Source organism: Variovorax sp. TLI9-5A (assembly GCF_056867935.1).
On record NZ_CP200310.1, the window covers coordinates 2889848 to 2906348 of the forward strand.

Annotated in this window: 16 protein-coding genes; 15 read left to right on the plus strand and 1 reads right to left on the minus strand. The window is 68.4% G+C overall.

Annotation, left to right across the window (positions count from 1 at the left end; all coding sequences use genetic code 11):
* Window positions 1–156: 156 nt before the first annotated feature.
* From AC1VNX_RS13720 to AC1VNX_RS13785, 14 genes are all read left to right on the plus strand, one after another.
* The gene (locus AC1VNX_RS13720) at window positions 157–1080 is read left to right on the plus strand and encodes a shikimate dehydrogenase family protein (RefSeq protein WP_483157179.1); all 924 of its coding nucleotides are present in this window, start codon (window positions 157–159) and stop codon (window positions 1078–1080) included.
* Between the two features lie 145 nt (window positions 1081–1225).
* On the plus strand, window positions 1226–2059 hold the full coding sequence (locus tag AC1VNX_RS13725) for a shikimate dehydrogenase family protein (protein ID WP_483157180.1): 834 nt from the start codon (window positions 1226–1228) through the stop codon (window positions 2057–2059).
* Between the two features lie 26 nt (window positions 2060–2085).
* A complete protein-coding gene (pcaB, locus tag AC1VNX_RS13730) occupies window positions 2086–3300 on the plus strand; it encodes a 3-carboxy-cis,cis-muconate cycloisomerase (protein WP_483157181.1) in 1215 nt (404 codons plus the stop codon).
* Window positions 3297–3728, plus strand: a complete 432-nt coding sequence (locus AC1VNX_RS13735; protein WP_483157182.1) for a carboxymuconolactone decarboxylase family protein — start codon at window positions 3297–3299, stop codon at window positions 3726–3728. Before pcaB ends, AC1VNX_RS13735 begins: the two co-directional genes overlap by 4 nt.
* Window positions 3725–4957, plus strand: a complete 1233-nt coding sequence (locus AC1VNX_RS13740) for a Bcr/CflA family efflux MFS transporter (protein WP_483157183.1) — start codon at window positions 3725–3727, stop codon at window positions 4955–4957. The genes AC1VNX_RS13735 and AC1VNX_RS13740 overlap by 4 nt, the downstream gene beginning before the upstream one ends.
* Window positions 4954–5718: an alpha/beta fold hydrolase gene (locus tag AC1VNX_RS13745; protein WP_483157184.1), complete on the plus strand. Its 765-nt coding sequence runs from the start codon at window positions 4954–4956 to the stop codon at window positions 5716–5718. The genes AC1VNX_RS13740 and AC1VNX_RS13745 overlap by 4 nt, the downstream gene beginning before the upstream one ends.
* Before the next feature lie 134 nt (window positions 5719–5852).
* Window positions 5853–7730, plus strand: a complete 1878-nt coding sequence (locus AC1VNX_RS13750; protein WP_483157185.1) for a bifunctional sugar phosphate isomerase/epimerase/4-hydroxyphenylpyruvate dioxygenase family protein — start codon at window positions 5853–5855, stop codon at window positions 7728–7730.
* A gap of 76 nt (window positions 7731–7806) precedes the next feature.
* Window positions 7807–9216 carry an MFS transporter gene (locus AC1VNX_RS13755; RefSeq protein ID WP_483157186.1) on the plus strand — a complete coding sequence of 470 codons (1410 nt, stop codon included), beginning with the start codon at window positions 7807–7809 and terminating at the stop codon, window positions 9214–9216.
* 83 nt (window positions 9217–9299) lie between these two features.
* Entirely contained in the window at window positions 9300–9986 is a 687-nt protein-coding gene (locus AC1VNX_RS13760; RefSeq protein ID WP_483157187.1) for a DsbA family oxidoreductase, read from the plus strand.
* A 121-nt stretch (window positions 9987–10107) separates the two neighbouring features.
* Window positions 10108–10578 (plus strand): hypothetical protein, encoded by a 471-nt coding sequence (locus tag AC1VNX_RS13765; RefSeq protein WP_483157188.1) that lies wholly within the window; start codon window positions 10108–10110, stop codon window positions 10576–10578.
* Between the two features lie 44 nt (window positions 10579–10622).
* Window positions 10623–12188, plus strand: coding sequence for a DUF1800 domain-containing protein (locus AC1VNX_RS13770; protein WP_483161950.1), 1566 nt, complete (start codon window positions 10623–10625; stop codon window positions 12186–12188).
* Window positions 12189–12231: 43 nt separating this feature from the next.
* A complete protein-coding gene (locus AC1VNX_RS13775; RefSeq protein WP_483157189.1) occupies window positions 12232–13443 on the plus strand; it encodes a DUF1501 domain-containing protein in 1212 nt (403 codons plus the stop codon).
* Window positions 13444–13509: 66 nt separating this feature from the next.
* Entirely contained in the window at window positions 13510–14019 is a 510-nt protein-coding gene (locus AC1VNX_RS13780; protein ID WP_483157190.1) for a hypothetical protein, read from the plus strand.
* Window positions 14020–14056: 37 nt separating this feature from the next.
* On the plus strand, window positions 14057–14803 hold the full coding sequence (locus tag AC1VNX_RS13785) for a tRNA-uridine aminocarboxypropyltransferase (RefSeq protein ID WP_483157191.1): 747 nt from the start codon (window positions 14057–14059) through the stop codon (window positions 14801–14803).
* An 18-nt stretch (window positions 14804–14821) separates the two neighbouring features.
* Here the strand turns inward: AC1VNX_RS13785 and AC1VNX_RS13790 are convergent, their stop codons facing one another.
* Entirely contained in the window at window positions 14822–15652 is an 831-nt protein-coding gene (locus AC1VNX_RS13790; protein WP_483157192.1) for an HDOD domain-containing protein, read from the minus strand.
* A gap of 253 nt (window positions 15653–15905) precedes the next feature.
* Between AC1VNX_RS13790 and AC1VNX_RS13795 the strand changes: the two genes are divergently transcribed.
* On the plus strand, window positions 15906–16403 hold the full coding sequence (locus AC1VNX_RS13795; RefSeq protein WP_483157193.1) for a DUF4188 domain-containing protein: 498 nt from the start codon (window positions 15906–15908) through the stop codon (window positions 16401–16403).
* Window positions 16404–16501 lie beyond the last annotated feature (98 nt).

The window sequence follows — 16501 nt, forward strand, 5'->3', positions numbered from 1 at the left end:
GGTGCAGGTGAAAACCCTCGAATTGATCGATTATTGAATTTTAGAGATCGATAGTCGTACGTTTTAATGACCCAAAGGCTGCACGAGTTGGCTGGAGGGACTATAAAGCTCGCCATCCGCCCTCGAAAAGAGCGATTGACGAACGGAAGCACGCACATGAGCCATTCCATCAGCGGCAGCACCCAGGCCTACCTGATCCCCGGTGACCCGGTTCGCAATGTGCGGCTGCCGCGCATGTTCAATGCGGCATTCCAGCGCTACGGCATCGACGCGGTGCTGCTGCCCATGCAGGTGCCGGTGCGCGACTTCGCGGTGTTCTTCAAGTCGGCCTTTCTGGCGCGCAACGTGCGCGGCATGGTGATCGCGCCGCCGCACAAGCCGCTGGTGGTCGACCTGCTCGAAGGCTGCGGGCTCTTCGGCCGCGTGGCGGGTTCGGTGAACGTGGTGCGCCGCACCGAGGGCGACCAGCTCGAGGGCGACCTCTTCGACGGTGAGGGCCTGATCGGCGCGCTCGATCACTACAACATTCCCTTCCGCGGCAAGCGCGTGCTGATCCTCGGGGCGGGCGTGAGCGCCGCCGCCATCGGCGTGGCGCTGGCCGAGGGCGGCACGGTCAACGGCGCGGCGCACATCGCCATGTACGACAAGGCCGCCGGCAAGGCGGCCGGCGTGGCCGCCAAGCTCGACGCCTTCTTCGACGCCAGCGTGGTCGCGGCCGACAGCAACGCGCCCGAGGGCTTCGACCTGGTCGTCAACGCCACGCAGCTGGGGCTGAGCGACGACGACGCGGCGCCAGTCGACGTGGCGCGCATGGACAGCCACGCGGCGCTCTTCGACATTCTCTTGCGCAACCAGCCCACGCCGCTGGTGCGCGCGGCCCGCGCGCGCGGGCTCAATGCGCAGGCGGGCTTCGAGATGCTGATCCAGCAGATGCCGCACTACTTCCGCTACTTCGGCCATCTCGATGCGGCGGAGGCGATGACGGCCGACGCCGGCTTCCTGCGCGAAATCATCTATCCGCCGGCGATGCACGCCGAGATCGCGCAGCCCCTGCGCTACCACTCACCGAGCGTGGCGTAGATGGCTCACCCCCAGGCTTCGCGCACTTCGTGTCGCTTCGCCAACCCCCTTGCAGGGGGCAATGCCTGCGGCCCGGCAAAGCCGGTTCCGCGGCATTCCTGGAAGAAACCTTCATCGACCTTTGATTGCACAGAGTGATTCCTCAATGATTTCCGGCAAATCCACCCTCATCGCCCACATCGGCTTTCCCACGGAGGCCTTCAAGGCCCCGATGATCTACAACCCCTGGTTCGACAAGCACGGCATCGACGCCGTGGTCGTGCCCATGGGCGTGAAGCCCGAGGACTACGCGGTGTCGCTGCCGCAGATCTTCAAGTTCAGCAACATCCGCGGCGCGCTGGTGACCATGCCGCACAAGGTGACGACGATGTCGCTGGTCGACGAGGTGACGCCCACCGCGCGCGTGGCCGGCGCCTGCAATGCCATCCTCAAGCGCCCGGACGGTACCCTGCTGGGCGACCAGTTCGACGGCGCCGGCTTCGTGCGCGGCGTGGAGCGCAAGGGGCGGCTCTTCAAGGGCACGCGGGTGCTGGTGTCGGGCACGGGCGGCGTGGGCTCCGCCATCGCGGCGTCGATCGCCGCGGCGGGGGCCGCCGAGCTGATGCTGTTCGACATGAGCGAGGCTTCGGCCAATGCGCTGGCCGCTCGGCTGCGCGAGCACTATCCGCAGATGAAGGTGGCCACCGGCTCGAAGGATCCGGCCGGCTACGACGTGGTGGTCAACGCCACACCGCTGGGCATGAAGGAGGGCGATCCGCTGCCCTTCGACGTGGACCGCATCGCTCCTTCAACCTTCGTCGGCGAGGTCGTGATGAAGACCGAATACACGCCGCTGCTGCAGGCCGCCAAGGCCAAGGGTTGCCAGGTGCAGGTCGGTACCGACATGCTGTTCGAGATGATCCCGGCGTACCTGGAGTTCTTCGGCTTCGGCACCGCGTCGCCCGAGGAACTGCGCGCCGTGGCGCAACTGAAATACTGAATGAAAAAGAAAGGAAGGCTCGCCAGATGAGCATTTTCGAAGGCTTCCTCTCCACGTCCGAAACGCTGGGCGCCTTCAGCGACCGCGCCTTCGTCGACGCCATGCTGCGCTTCGAGGCCGCGCTGGCGCGCGCGCAGGCGGCCGAGGGGCTGATCCCCGAGAGCGCCGCGAACTCGATCGTCAGCAGCTGCAAGGTCGAGCTGTTCGACGTCGCCAAGATCGTGCGCGAGAGCGGCCGCGCCGGCAGCGTCGCGATCCCGCTGGTGAAGGCGTTGCGCGAGGCGGTGGGCCTCTTCAACGCCGAGGCCGCGTCCTTCGTGCATTTCGGCAGCACCAGCCAGGACGTGATCGACAGCGCGATGGCGCTGGTCACGCGCGAGGCTGTCGCGCTCGTCGAGGCCGATCTGGCCAAGGCCGCCGACGCGTTGCTGCGCCTGGCCGTGACGCACGCCGAAACGCCGATGCTCGCGCGCACGCTGATGCAGCCGGCCTCGGTCACCAGCTTCGGCTTCAAGTGCGCCGGCTGGGCCGCGCCGCTGGTGCGCAGCCGCATCCGCCTGCGCGATGCCGCGAGGCACGCGCTGCAGTTGCAGCTGGGCGGCGCCATCGGCACGCTGGCGCAGATGAAGGGACAGGGCGCCGCCGTGCGCAAGCGCATGGCCAAGGAACTCGGCCTGGGCGACCCCGGCGCGACCTGGCACACGCAGCGTGACGAATGGGTCGCGCTCGGCTGCGAGCTGGGCCTCATGACCGGCAGCCTGGGCAAGATCGCGGTCGACATCTCGCTGCTCGGGCAGTACGAAGTCAGCGAAGTCACCGAGCCCAGCGAACCGGGCCGCGGCGGCTCGTCGGCCATGCCGCACAAGCGCAATCCGGTGGCCTCGATGGTGGCCATCGCCGCCGCGCACCGCGCGCCGCAGCGCGTGGCCGCGTTGCTCGGCGCCATGCCGCAGCAGCACGAACGCGCTCTCGGCGCCTGGCAGGCCGAGCTGGCCGAATGGCCGCAGCTGCTGATGTCGGCCCACGGCAGCGTGCGCGCGATGGCTGCCGCATTGCCCGGCCTGCAGGTCGACGCCGCACGGATGCGCGCCAACATCGACCGGCTGCGCGCCGAACTCCCGCGCGACGCGGCGGACGAATGGTTCGCCCCCGCGCTCGCACACGATGCCGGACAGACCGCGCTTGCCGAAGTGAAGGCGCTGCAGGCCCGGCTCGATTCAGACAAGGAACTCTCCAGATGACCACCCCCGAAAACCCGCCCGTCGAGCCCGGCGCCTACGAAGCCGGCCTCGTCAACCGCCGCCGCGTGCTCGGCGATGCCTGGGTCGACAAGTCGCTCGCCAATCGCAACGGCTTCAACGCCGAGTTCCAGGAACTCATCACGCGCCACGCCTGGAACGACATCTGGGGCCGCCCCGCGCTGGGCGACAAGACGCGCCGCTTCATGGTGCTGTCGATGATGCTCGGCATCCACGCCTATGAAGAGTTCGCGATGCATGTGCGCGCCGCGCTCGACGGCCCGCCCGAGTCGCGCCTCACGCCCGACGAGATCAAGGAAGTGATCATGATGGCCGCCATCTACTGCGGCGTGCCCGTGGCCAACCACGCCTTCGGCATCGCGACGGGCATCCTGCGCGACAAGGGCCTGCTGCCGCCGCTGGCGCAGTGACCGCGCCACCAGATCCAAGGAAGGGCCGGAAGGGCCGCTTCGACGTCACTTTTCCACTGCTGCTGCCGCTGCTGCTCGCAGCGCAGCCGGTGGCCACCGACAGCTACCTGCCCGCGCTCCCCGCCATCGCGAAGGAGCTCGGCTCGGCCAGCACCAGCCTCACGCTGTTCGTGCTGGCCTTCGGCTTTGCGCAGCTGCTGTGCGGCCCGCTGGCCGACCGCTTCGGGCGCCGGCCGGTGCTGCTGGCGGGGCTGGGCTGCTACGCGCTCGCGGCGTTGGGCGGCGCCTTCGCGGGCAGCGTGGCGCTGCTCGCGGGCTGGCGCACGCTGCAGGGCTTCTCGATGGCGGCGATCCTCGTGTGCTCGCGCGCGGCCGTGCGCGACCTGTACCCGGCGCACGAAGGCCCGCACGTGATGGCGCGCGGCCTCACCGGCCTGGGCATCGTCGGGCTGATGGCGCCGCTGCTCGGCGCATGGCTGGTGCAGGGCGCGGGCTGGCGCTGGGTGATGGCGGCGATGGCGCTCTATGCCGCGGCGCTGTTCGCGCTGTGCTGGCGCTCCTTCGCCGAAACGCGCAGGCCGCCGGGCGAGGGCGAGCCTTCCGCGCCGCGCGGCAGCACGCGCGCGGTGTTCGCGAGCCGCAGCTTCCGGGCCTGGGCTTCGGTGGCGGCCACGACCTACGGCGGGCTGTTCTGCTTCCTGCTGCTGTCGCCCATGGTCTACATCGGCTACCTGGGCTGGTCGCCCGCCTGGTACGGATGGATCCCGGCCGGCGGCTCGCTGGTCTACATCTTCAGCACCACCATGTGCCGCACGCTGCTCAGGCGCTACGGGCCGGTGCGCACCGTGCGGCTGGGCGCATCGCTGAGCCTCACCGGTGCCGTCATCCAGGCGCTGGGCTGCTTGCTCATGCCGCTGAGCGCGGTGCCGCTGCTCTTCGGCCATGCCGTCTACTGCCTGGGACACGGCATCCACCAGCCCTGCGGGCAGGCGGGCGCGGTGGGCGACCTGCCGCACCTGGCGGGCCGGGCCGTGTCCTGGTCCGGCTTCGGCATGATGATGGTCGCGTTCTGCGCGGGGCAACTGGCCGCGCGTTTCGTCGATGCCGATTATTCCAACGGCGCCTGGCCGATGGTCGTGCCCATGCTGCTGGCCGGCAGCGTGCTGGTGGCGATCGCGTTCTTCTGGCTGCCGCGTCTGCAACACCCGAAAAAGGAAACCACACCATGACCCGTTTGAATGTCGTTCGCGAGGGCGATGGCCCCATCGTCGTGCTCAGCCATGCGCTCGGTTGCGACCTGAGCATGTGGGACGGCGTGGCCGCGCAGCTCTCGCGCGCCCACACGGTGCTGCGCTACGACCACCGCAACCACGGCGCCTCCGAGGTGCTGCCCGGCGCGCTGCGCATCGAGACGCTGGCGCAGGATGCGGCCGAGCTCATCCGGCGCGAGGCGGGCGGCGAGCCGGTGCACTTCGTCGGCCTGTCGATGGGCGGCATGACGGGGCAGGCGCTGGCGGTGCGCCATCCCGAGCTGCTGAAGACGATGGTGATCGCCAATTCGGCCGCGCACTATCCCGACCAGGCGCCCTGGCGCGCGCGCGTGGAGACGGTCGCCGCCAGGGGCGTGGCCGCCATCGCCCCCGGCGCGGTGTCGCGCTGGATCACGCCGGCCTGGGCTGCCACGCCGGAGGGCGCGGAAGCCGCGAAGAAGCTGCACGACGTGCTGGTGCGCACCGACGCGCAGGGCTACATCGAGAGCTGCAACGCCGTCGCCGCCATCGATTTCCGCGAGAGCAACCACCGCATCGCCGTGCCCACGCTGGTGATCGGCGGGCTGCAGGACGAGGCCACGCCGATGGCGATGTCGCAGGCCATGGCCAGCGCCATTCCGCACGCCCGGCTGCAAACCATCGACGCGGCGCACCTGAGCGCGGTCGAGCGGCCAGTGGAGTTCGCACAGCTGCTGATCGATTTCTGGCGCAGCCTTTGAGTGCCGCTGGCAGTGCGTGGGGCCTAGGTGTATCCCGTATTTCGTGCGAATAACGGTTGCAGATGATCGATGATCGATCAAAGGGGCTCTGAATAGATTGTGACGGGGGCCGGGTGTTCCTAAAGTCCACCCCCATGCACCGCTCCATCGCCACCGTCTCGCTCAGCGGCACGCTCCGCCAGAAGCTCGAAGCCGTCGCCGCCGCCGGCTTCGACGGCATCGAGCTGTTCGAGGCCGACTTCATCAACTTCAAGGGCACGGCCGCCGAACTGGGCCGCATCGCCGGCGACCTGGGCCTGAGCATCGACCTGTACCAGCCGTTGCGCGACTTCGAAGGCATGCCCGAGCCGCAGTTCCGCCGCAGCCTGGAGCGCGCCGAGCGCAAGTTCGACCTGATGCAGGCCATGGGCGCGCCCATGGTGCTGTGCTGCTCCAACACCTCGCCGCTGGCCATCAACGATCCGTCGCTGGCCGCTGCCCAACTGCACGAGCTGGCCGAGCGCGCCGCGCGCCGCAACCTGCGCGTGGGCTTCGAGGCGCTGGCCTGGGGCCGCCACACCTCGCTGTACGGCCAGGCCTGGGAGATCGTGAAGCAGGCGAACCACGCTCACCTGGGCCTGATCCTCGACAGCTTCCACACGCTCTCGCTGAAGGACGACCCGGCCGGCATCGCCGCCATTCCGGGCGACAAGATCTTCTTCCTGCAGATGGCCGACGCGCCGCTGCTGTCGATGGATGTGCTGCAGTGGGCGCGCCATCACCGCTCATTCCCGGGGCAGGGCGACTTCGACGTGGTCGGTTTCTTCGAGCAGGTGCTGCGCGCGGGCTACACCGGGCCGCTGTCGCTGGAAATCTTCAACGACATCTTCCGCGAGACGCCGAATCGCCGCACCGCGGTGGATGCGATGCGCTCGCTGCTGTATCTCGAAAGCGAAGCACGCGGGCGCCTTGCAGCGCCTGTGGCGCCGCAGCGCGTGACGCTGTTCGATCCGCCGCCGGTGCCCGCGCTCTCGGGCCTGTCCTTCATCGAGTTCGCGGCCGATGAGGCTTCGGCCGCGACGCTGGCAACGCTCGTGAAGCAGCTCGGCTTTCGCCGCATCGGCAGGCATCGCTCCAAGGCGGTGACGCTGTACCGCCAGGGCGAGATCAACCTGATCGTCAATGCCCAGCCCGACTCCTTCGCGCGCGAGCGCTTCGAGGCGCATGGCACCTCGGTGTGCGCGCTGGGCGTGCGCTGCGACGATCCGCTGGCTGCGGTGGGCCGCGCCACCGCCATGCGCTCGCAGCGGCACGACAGCCCCGTCGGCCCCAACGAACTGCGTGTGCCGGCCATCGTGGCGCCGGGCGGCAACCTGATCCATTTCGTGCCCGAGGCGCTAGGCGCCGATGGCCTGTACGAGGTCGACTTCATCCTCGAAGACGAAGGCTCGGGCAGCAACGACGCCGGCCTGCAGCGCATCGACCACGTCGCGCTGGGGCTGGCGCTCGACCAGCTCGACACCTGGGTGCTGTTCACCCGCGCCGTGCTCGGCCTGGAGCCCGGCGAGAGCCTGGAGCTGGCCGACCCCTTCGGGCTGATCCGCAGCCGCGGCGTCGCCAATGCCGACCGCAGCCTGCGCCTCGTGCTCAACGTATCGCTGAGCCAGCGCACCCGCACCGCGCGCACGCTGAGCGTGACCGGCGGCGGCGCGGTGCACCACATCGCGCTGAGCTGCGCCGACATCTTCGAGACGGCCGCGAAACTGCGCGCCAACGGCACGCGCTTCGTGCCGATTTCCGACAACTACTACGACGACCTGGCCACGCGCATCGACATCGAGCCCGCGCTGCTTTCGCGCATGCGCGAGGCGGGCGTGCTCTTCGACCGTTCGCCGGCGGGCGACTACCTGCACATCTATACCGAGAGTTTCGAGGGCGGACTGTTCTTCGAGGTCGCGCAGCGCGTGGGCAACTACGACGCCTATGGCGCCCTCAATGCGCCGGCGCGCATGGCCTCGCAGGCGCAGGACTGACCGGTCGAGCGGCAGATTGATTGATTGACCGACAGAGAGCTGATTTCATTTTTTTCGTCACCACTGGAGACAACACATGGCAAACACCTCAGCCCGGGAGCCGCAAGGCAGGCACCAGTCGAAGAAGGCCGCTGCAAGCGGCTGGATCGGCTCGGCGCTCGAGTACTACGACTTCTTCATCTACGCCACCGCGGCGGCGCTGATCTTTCCGCAGATCTTCTTTCCCAAGGGCGATCCGACGACCGCCATCGTCGCCTCGCTCGCGACCTACGGCGTGGGCTATGTCGCGCGCCCCATCGGCGCCTTCGTGCTCGGCCACTGGGGCGACACGCACGGGCGCAAGCAGGTGCTGGTGCTGTGCATGTTCCTGATGGGCTTCTCGACCGTGGCGGTCGGCCTGCTGCCGACCTATGACCAGGTCGGCCTGCTGGCTCCGGTGCTGCTGGTGCTGCTGCGCCTGGTGCAGGGCTTCGCGGTGGCGGGCGAGATTTCGGGCGCGAGCTCGATGATTCTTGAACATGCTCCATTCGGGCGACGCGGCTTCTTCGCGAGCTTCACGCTGCAGGGCGTGCAGGCCGGCCAGATCCTGGCGGCCGCCGTGTTCCTGCCGCTCGCGCACTACATGCCCGAGGAAGCATTCAACTCGTGGGGCTGGCGCATTCCGTTCCTGCTGAGCTTCCTGGTGATCGTGGCGGGCTACATCATCCGCCGCGAGGTCGACGAGACGCCGGCCTTCGCCGAAGTCGACAAGAAGGGCGAAACGGCCAAGGCGCCGATCGTCCAGGCCTTCACCGACAGCTGGGCCGACATGCTGCGCGTGGTCTGCATGGCGCTGATGAACGTGATTCCGGTGGTGGCCACCGTGTTCGGCGCGGCCTATGCCGTGCAGGCCGCCTACGGCATCGGCTTCCAGAAGGACGTGTACCTGTGGATTCCGGTGCTCGGCAACATCCTGGCCGTGATCGTCATCCCGTTCGTGGGCAACCTCTCGGACCGCATCGGCCGCCGCCCGCCGATCATCATCGGCGCGCTGGCCTCGGGCCTGCTCTCGTTCGTGTACCTGTATGCCATCAGCATCCGCAACGTGCCGCTGGCCATCGCCATGTCGCTGCTAATGTGGGGCGTCGTGTACCAGGGCTACAACGCGACCTTCCCGAGCTTCTATCCGGAGCTGTTCCGCACCCGCAACCGCGTGTCGGCCATGGCCATCTCGCAGAACATCGGCACCACCATCACCGCGCTGCTGCCTGCGCTGTTCGCCGCCGTGGCGCCTCCCGGCTCCACCAACGTGTGGCTCACCGTGGGTGCCATCGCCTTCGCGGTGACGGTGCTGGCGGCCCTGGCCGCGCTGAGCGCACGCGAGACCTACCGCATCCACATGCGCGACCTGGGCGATCCGAACGCCGTGCCGGTCGACAAGCAGGAGTACGACCGCATGCGCGAGAAGACGATGCAGGACGCGCGCCTGGCCAAGGCTGCGGCCTGAGAGAGCAGGACACAGGGGCAGAGGGGGCGCAGGCCGAAGACCTTTCGCCTGCCAAGGGTTGTGGCGCCATGAAGAATGGCGCCATGACTACCCTCTCTTCGCCCCACCTCAAGATCGATTTCGTCTCCGATGTGTCCTGTCCCTGGTGCGCCATTGGCCTGAGCTCGCTCGAGGCGGCGCTCGGGAAGGTGGCACCGGAAATCACCGCGGACCTGCACTTCCAGCCCTTCGAGCTGAACCCGCAGATGCCTCCCGAAGGCCAGGACACCTTCGAGCACCTCAACCAGAAGTACGGCTCCACGCGCGAGCAGCAGGCCCAGTCGCGCGAAATGATCCGCCAACGCGGCGCGGCGGTGGGCTTCGAGTTCAGCCCCGAAGGCCGTCCGCGCGTCTACAACACCTTCAATGCGCACCGCCTGCTGCACTGGGCCGAGCTGGAAGGCCCGGCCAGGCAGGCGGCCCTGAAGAAGCTGCTGCTGAAGGCCTACTTCACCGACAGCCAGAATCCGTCCGACCCCGAAGTGCTGGTGCGTGCCGCCACCGAAGCGGGGCTCGACGCGGCCCGTGCCCGTCAGATCCTGGACAGCGACGAGTTCGCGCAGGAAACCCGTGAGCGCGAGCGCATGTACACCGACGCCGGCATCCACTCGGTGCCCGCGATCATCATCAACGACCGGCATCTCATTTCAGGTGGCCAGCCCGTCGAAGTGTTCGAGCGGGCCCTGCGCCAGATCGCGGGCGCTGCACCTTCGGGCCTTGCCACAGCCTGACTTAGCTGGCGCTTAGGCGCCAGCTTTGCGCAGCGTTACGACGGTAAAGACCGTCAACCCGAAGCAGGCTCCGGCGGTTGAGGAGGCGTCCCTGAACCACTGTCACACAGGAGCCCCGAAGATGAAGAAGAAAAGCCTAATCGCCGCGCTCGCCATCATGGCCGCGGCCTCGCTGCCGGCACTGGCGGACGAATACGGCAGGCACCCGTTCTACCTCCACGCCTTGTCCGACCTGCGCACCGCGGCCTGGAAAGTGGAGCACCGCCGCCCCGAGGACGGGCAGGTCTCGCGCGACGAGCAGGTGGTGATCGACGAGATCCACGCCGCCATCGGCGACCTGCAGCATGCGGCGTGGCTGGACGGCAAGCCCGTCGAATGGCGCGAGCCCACCGATGCATGGCTGCCGCGCGAAGGCCGCCTGCACGCAGCGGTCGATCTGCTGCGAAAGGTGCGCTCCGACGTCGCCCGCGAGGAAGACGATCCGCGCTCCCGGCCTTATCAGCAGCGCGGCCTGGAGCACGTCGACCTCGCGCTGGCTACCGCGCAGCACGCCATCGGCGACGTGCGCCACCACGACCTGCGCAGGGAGTAAGGGCGGTGCCGGCCACCGCTGTTTCGCCGATCTTCTGTTTCCCGATGCGGCGCGCGTCGATGGCGCTTGGCGCCTGCGCGCTCGCGCTGCTCGCGGCCTGCGCGAGCACGCCGGGGGACCATCGGCCGCTGGTTTCGGTTTCGCTGCCTTCGCAGCAGGTGGACGAGGCCACGCGGCTGCGCTGGCTCGACCGCGTGAGCTGGGGCGCCAATGCGAGCAGCGACGCGCAGCTCGCGAAGCGCGGCCTCCCGCTGTGGATGCGCGACCAGCTCAACCCGCGGCCCGCGCCACTGCCGCCGGCCGCGCAGGCGCAGATCGACGCGATGGAAATCTCGCGCACGCCGCTCGAGCGGCTCGTCACCGAACTCGACGCGCAGCGCAAGGCGGCCGATGCGCTGCCCGACGAAGACCAGAAGAAGGCCGCCCGGCAGGCCTACCAGCAGCGCCTCAACGCGCTGGTGCGCGAGGCGCAGCAGCGCTTCGTGCTGCGCGCGCTCTATTCGCCCAACCAGCTGCTGGAGCAGATGACCTGGTTCTGGATGAACCACTTCAACGTCAACCTGCGCAAAGACAACATCCGCGCGATGGTGGGCGACTACGAGGAGAACGCCATCCGCCCGCACGCGCTCGGCAGGTTCCGCGACCTGCTCGGCGCCACGCTGCACCACCCGGCGATGCTGCGCTACCTCGACAACGCGCAGAACGCGGCCAACCGCATCAACGAGAACTACGCGCGCGAGCTGATGGAGCTGCACACGCTGGGCGTGGGCGGCGGCTATTCGCAGGCCGACGTGCAGGAACTCGCGCGCGTGCTCACCGGCGTGGGCGTGAGCTACCAGCCGCTGGACGCGCCGCCGCCGAACGTGCGGCCGGCCGTGCGCGCCGACTACGTGCGCAAGGGCCTCTTCGAGTTCAACCCGAACCGGCACGACTACGGACCGAAGACGCTGCTGGGCCAACCCATCCAGAGCCGTGGGCTGGCCGAGGCCGACGAGGCGCTCGACCGCCTCGCGCGCGCACCGGCCACCGCGCGCTTCGTCTCGCGCAAGCTCGCCGTGTACTTCGTCTCCGACGATCCGCCGCCGGCGCTGGTCGATCGCATGGCTGCAGCCTTCACGCGCAGCGATGGCGACATCGCCATCACGTTGAAGGCGATGTTCGAGTCGCCCGAGTTCAGCGCCTCGCTGGGCCGCAAGTTCCGCGACCCGGTGCACTATGTGATGGCAGGCGTGCGCCTCGCGTACGACGACCGCGTGGTGACCAACGTGAACCCGATGCTCGGCTGGATCAACCGCATGGGCGAGCAGCTCTACGGCCACGAGACGCCCGACGGCTATCCGCTCAACGAGGCCGCCTGGGCCAGCGCGGGCCAGATGAACACCCGTTTCGAGATCGCGCGCGCCATAGGCGCCAACGGCGCCGTGCTGTTCCGCGCGGACGACAAGGCGCCGCTGGAGAAACCGGCGTTCCCGCCGCTGGCCGATTCGCGCGCGGTTCGCACGATGCAGGTCGGCATGAGCGCGGACACGCGCGAGGCACTGGCGCAGGCGAAGAACCCGCAGGAGTGGAATACCTTCCTGCTGGCTTCGCCCGAGCTGATGCGGCGGTAGCAAAGAGAAGATAGAGAGAAGACAAAGAAAAGGGGCATCCGTCATGCAACGTCGAGAACTCCTCAAGCTCGCGGCCGCCGCACCGTTCGCCGGCACCGCCGCCAGCGTGATGGCCGCGCCGTCCGCCGAAGGCACCAAGCTGCTGGTCGTGTTCCTGCGCGGCGCCTACGACTGCAGCAACCTGCTCGTGCCCACGAGCAGCGACTTCTACTACGCATCGCGCCCCAACATCGCCATCGCCCGGCCCGGCTCGCCCAACGGCGCGCTGCCGCTGGACGGTAACTGGGGCCTGCACCCCGCACTGGCGCAGAGCGTGATGCCGATGTTCCAGCAGAAGCAGGCGTCCTTCATCGCCTTCGCGGGCACGGACGACCTCACGCGCAGCCACTTCGAGACGCAGGACTCCATCGAACTGGGCCAGGCGCTCGACAAGCGCCGCGACTACCGCTCGGGCTTTCTCAACCGGCTGGCCGGAGTTCTCGGCGCGGGGCCCGTCACCGACGTGTCGCCCATCGCCTTCACCGACCAGTTGCCGATCTCGATGCGCGGCAACGCCAAGGCCGCCAACATGGCGCTGGCCGGCAATGCGCGCTCGGGCATCGACGCGCGGCAGAGCCAGGTCATCGCCTCGATGTACCGCAACACCACGCTGGCCCAGCCGGTGGCTGAAGGCTTCCAGGTGCGCGACGAGGTCATGCGCGCGGTGCAGGCCGAGATGGACGCCGCCAGCCGCAACGCCATGACCGCCAAGGGCTTCGAGCTGGTGGCGCGCCGCATGGCCTTGCTGATGCGCGACCGCTTCGACCTCGGTTTCGTCGACGTCGGCGGCTGGGACACCCACGTGGGGCAGGGCGGCGCCACCGGCTATCTCGCCAACCGCTTCGAGGAACTGGGCCGGGGTGTCGCCGGCTTCGCGCAGGAGATGGGCGACGACGCATGGCGCCAGACCGTGGTGGTCGTCATCAGCGAGTTCGGCCGCACCTTCCGCGAGAACGGCAACCGCGGCACCGACCACGGCCACGGCACCGTCTACTGGGTGCTCGGCGGCGGCCTTTCGGCGCAGGCCGGCGGGCGCGTGGTGGGCGAACAGCAGGCGCTGACGCAGGCGACGCTGTTCCAGAACCGCGACTACCCGGTGCTCAACGAGTACCGGGCGGTGTTCGGCGGGTTGTTCCAGCGGATGTACGGGCTGTCGCCGGCGCAGCTGGGGCGGGTGTTCGAGGGCGTGGCGCCGAAGGACTTGCGGCTGGTCTAGCAGCGTCGGCTCCAAGGCGGCATGAGCCATGATCCGGGCTGACACAGGAAGGATCGAGAAAGAAACATGGCCGCGATTGCCGAACACCTGCGAATGTCCGAGCTGCAGCGGCTCGGAGCATCCGCTCCGCTGATGCAGCTGGCTGCCGGCCAGTGCATCCACGAGGCGTTCCGGGACTCCTGCCTGGGGCCGCCGTTCTACGTCTACAACGGCGCGGACGTGCCCGAGGGGCCCACGCTGGTTCCGCTGTGGGATCACGGCAGCAGGGTCTGCGGCCTCCGGGCGGGAGAGGGGAGCCTGGAGTTCATCGAGTTCAGCATCGAATTGCCTCAGGACTTCGAAAGGGTTGCCGGCACCGAACAGGGATTCTGGGCGACGCGCTTCGACTTCCTCTATGAATGCGATCTGTCCGATGAAGTGTTGCTCGATGCCGCCGGACTGGTCGGATTCCGCTTCCTTGAGCGGTATCTGACGGCGAGGGAAGCCTTCGAGGAGCAGCTGGGCGGCTTCAGCGCCCACCGGGCGTGGCTTCAGGAGCTGGTCGCCGGCATCGACCGGGACGCCATTTCAGCCTGATCGCCGGGCGGGCTGCAGCACCGCCGAGAATCCCCGCATGCCTCACGCCGTTTCCCTTCTTCGCGCCGCACGCCTGGCGCGAAGCGCCAAGCCTTTTCTTGCCCGTGGCGGCTTCAAGCGCGAGCGTTGTGCGGGCTGCCGGCTGGTGCCCAGCCATTGCATGTGCGCCATCCGCCCCTCGGTCGCGACGCGCGCGGGCGTCTGCCTGATCATGGCGGACATCGAGCCGCTCAAGCCCACCAACACCGGCTGGCTGGTCGCCGACGTGGTGGCCGACACCTTCGCCTTCGGCTGGGCCCGCACCGAGGTCGACCCTGCACTGCTGGCGTTGCTGAACGATCCGCAATGGCAGCCCTACGTGGTGTTTCCGGGGCAGTACGCGGAGCCGGAGCGTGTGGTGCCGAGCGTCGAGCAGCCCGCCGCAAAGCGCCCGCTCTTCATCCTGTTCGACGCGACTTGGGCCGAGGCGCGCAAGATGTTCCGCAGGAGCCCTTACCTCGACCGGCTGCCGGTGCTGAGCCTTCGCCCGGAGCAGATCACGCAGTACAAGCTGCGCAACTCGGGCCGGGACGACCACTTCTGCACCAGCGAAGTCGCCGCGATGTGCCTGAACCTGGCGGGCGAGCATGCGGCAGGGCAGACGCTCGAAGCCTATCTGCCGGTGTTCTCGCACCACTATCTGCGCGCGAAGAACCAGCAGCCAATTGCGTGGGATGGTGCCGAGCACCAGCGGCTGCGCGAGGTAGTCGCCGCGCAGTCCGCGCAGGCTTCGCAGGCTTCGTAGAGGCCGACGGCGCCGCCGTCAGGCGATCATCGATTCGAGTTCCGCCGCCAGTTCGCGCGGCGCCGGCATTTCCTGGACGATGTCCTCGGTGATGCCGGCCGCGATGGCCGACTGGCTCGGCCAGACGCCGCCCAGGTTGCCCAGGTCCACGCCCTGGCGCTCCAGCGCCACGCGCCACACGGCCAGGTGCAGAACGCTGCCGAGCGCATCGGCATGCTCCAACTGGTCGGGGCTCACGAAGCTCGAAAGCCCGCCGACCAGATCGGGCGCGAAGCCCCAGCGCTGTGCCAGCGAGGCGCTCACGTCGCCGTAGTGGTAGCCGAATTCGACCAGCTCCAGCTGCGCGCGCCCCAGCGCCTCGAAGGGATGGAGGGCGTTCAGCGCGGCGATCCGGCCGGGCATCGCCTGCGCCATGATCAGATGGCCGATCGCATGCATGCTGCCCGCGGTGAATGCCAGGTTGGGGTCGACGTGCCGGGTCTTGGAAGCCAGGTACCGCGACGCCGAAGCCACGCGCAGGCTGTGCGCCCAGAAGGCCGGGAGGCTGACGCCCTCCACCTTCCTGAAGGAACCCGCCAGGCCCGAACTCACGACCACGGAGCGGATCGCGGAGAGCCCGAGCATCAGGATCGCGCCCTGTATCGAGGAAATCTTGCGCCGCAGCCCGAAGAGCGGCGAATTGATCATCTGCAGCACCTTGGCCGCCAGCACCTGGTCGAGTTCGATGCGATGCGCGACGGCCGAGAAGGACACGTCGTCGTCCCTCAGCATCTCCATCAGGTCGGAGACCACCCTCGGAACAGTGGGGAGCGACTCGTCATTGGCAAAGAGTTCGTCGAGTGTCTTCATGGCGCTGGGGAGGTGTTATGCCTTTGTATGCAATGGATTTTCTCCCGGCGCGCGCCTTGGCGGGGCCCCGGTTTGCGCCGATCCGTCATTTCTACGGATTCTGGTGGGGAGGGTTTACCCGGTGTGGGCGCATTTGGCACCGCGTACAGGCATTCCGTCGCATGGCGGTCGCCGCGGCGCGGGTGCGATGACATAGTCCGGCCGACTTCGCCGCAACCATCAACGAGCCAAGAGGACAAGAGGACGCCCCGCCATGATCAACAGAGAACGCCTGACCGCCAAGCTGGAAGGGGACTTCGTCGTGTTCCTCATCGGCATGCGCATCAACCAGCCGCTGAAGCTGCACAAATGGCTTCCCGTCGCAGCCGCCATGCCCCGCATGCTCAAGGAGCTCCAGCAGCAGCCGGAGCGCGGCCTGCTTCACGCCGAGCTGTGGTTCTCGCGCACGATCCTCGTGCTGCAGTACTGGCGCTCCATGGAGCAACTGCTGGCCTACGCCAAGGACAAGGAGGCCGAGCATCTCCCGGCATGGAGGGCGTTCAACAAGGCCATCGGCACTGACGGCTCCGTGGGCATCTGGCACGAGACCTATGCGGTGTCGCCCGGCACCTACGAGAACATCTACGTCAATATGCCGTCCTTCGGGCTCGGCGGGGCCGGAGCTCTTCAGAGCGTGGCGCAGGCCAATCGGTCGGCGGCTGCCCGGTTGAGGGCTACGAAGAGCGCCAGCGACGATCTGCACCTGCCTTGATGGCCCTCGGCAATGGCGCTGTGCCGGATTTAACGCGCAGGCGGGCAAGTTCCTGTGGCGCGGTAGCATGGTGCCAACCGCGGCAGACAATGCCCGCC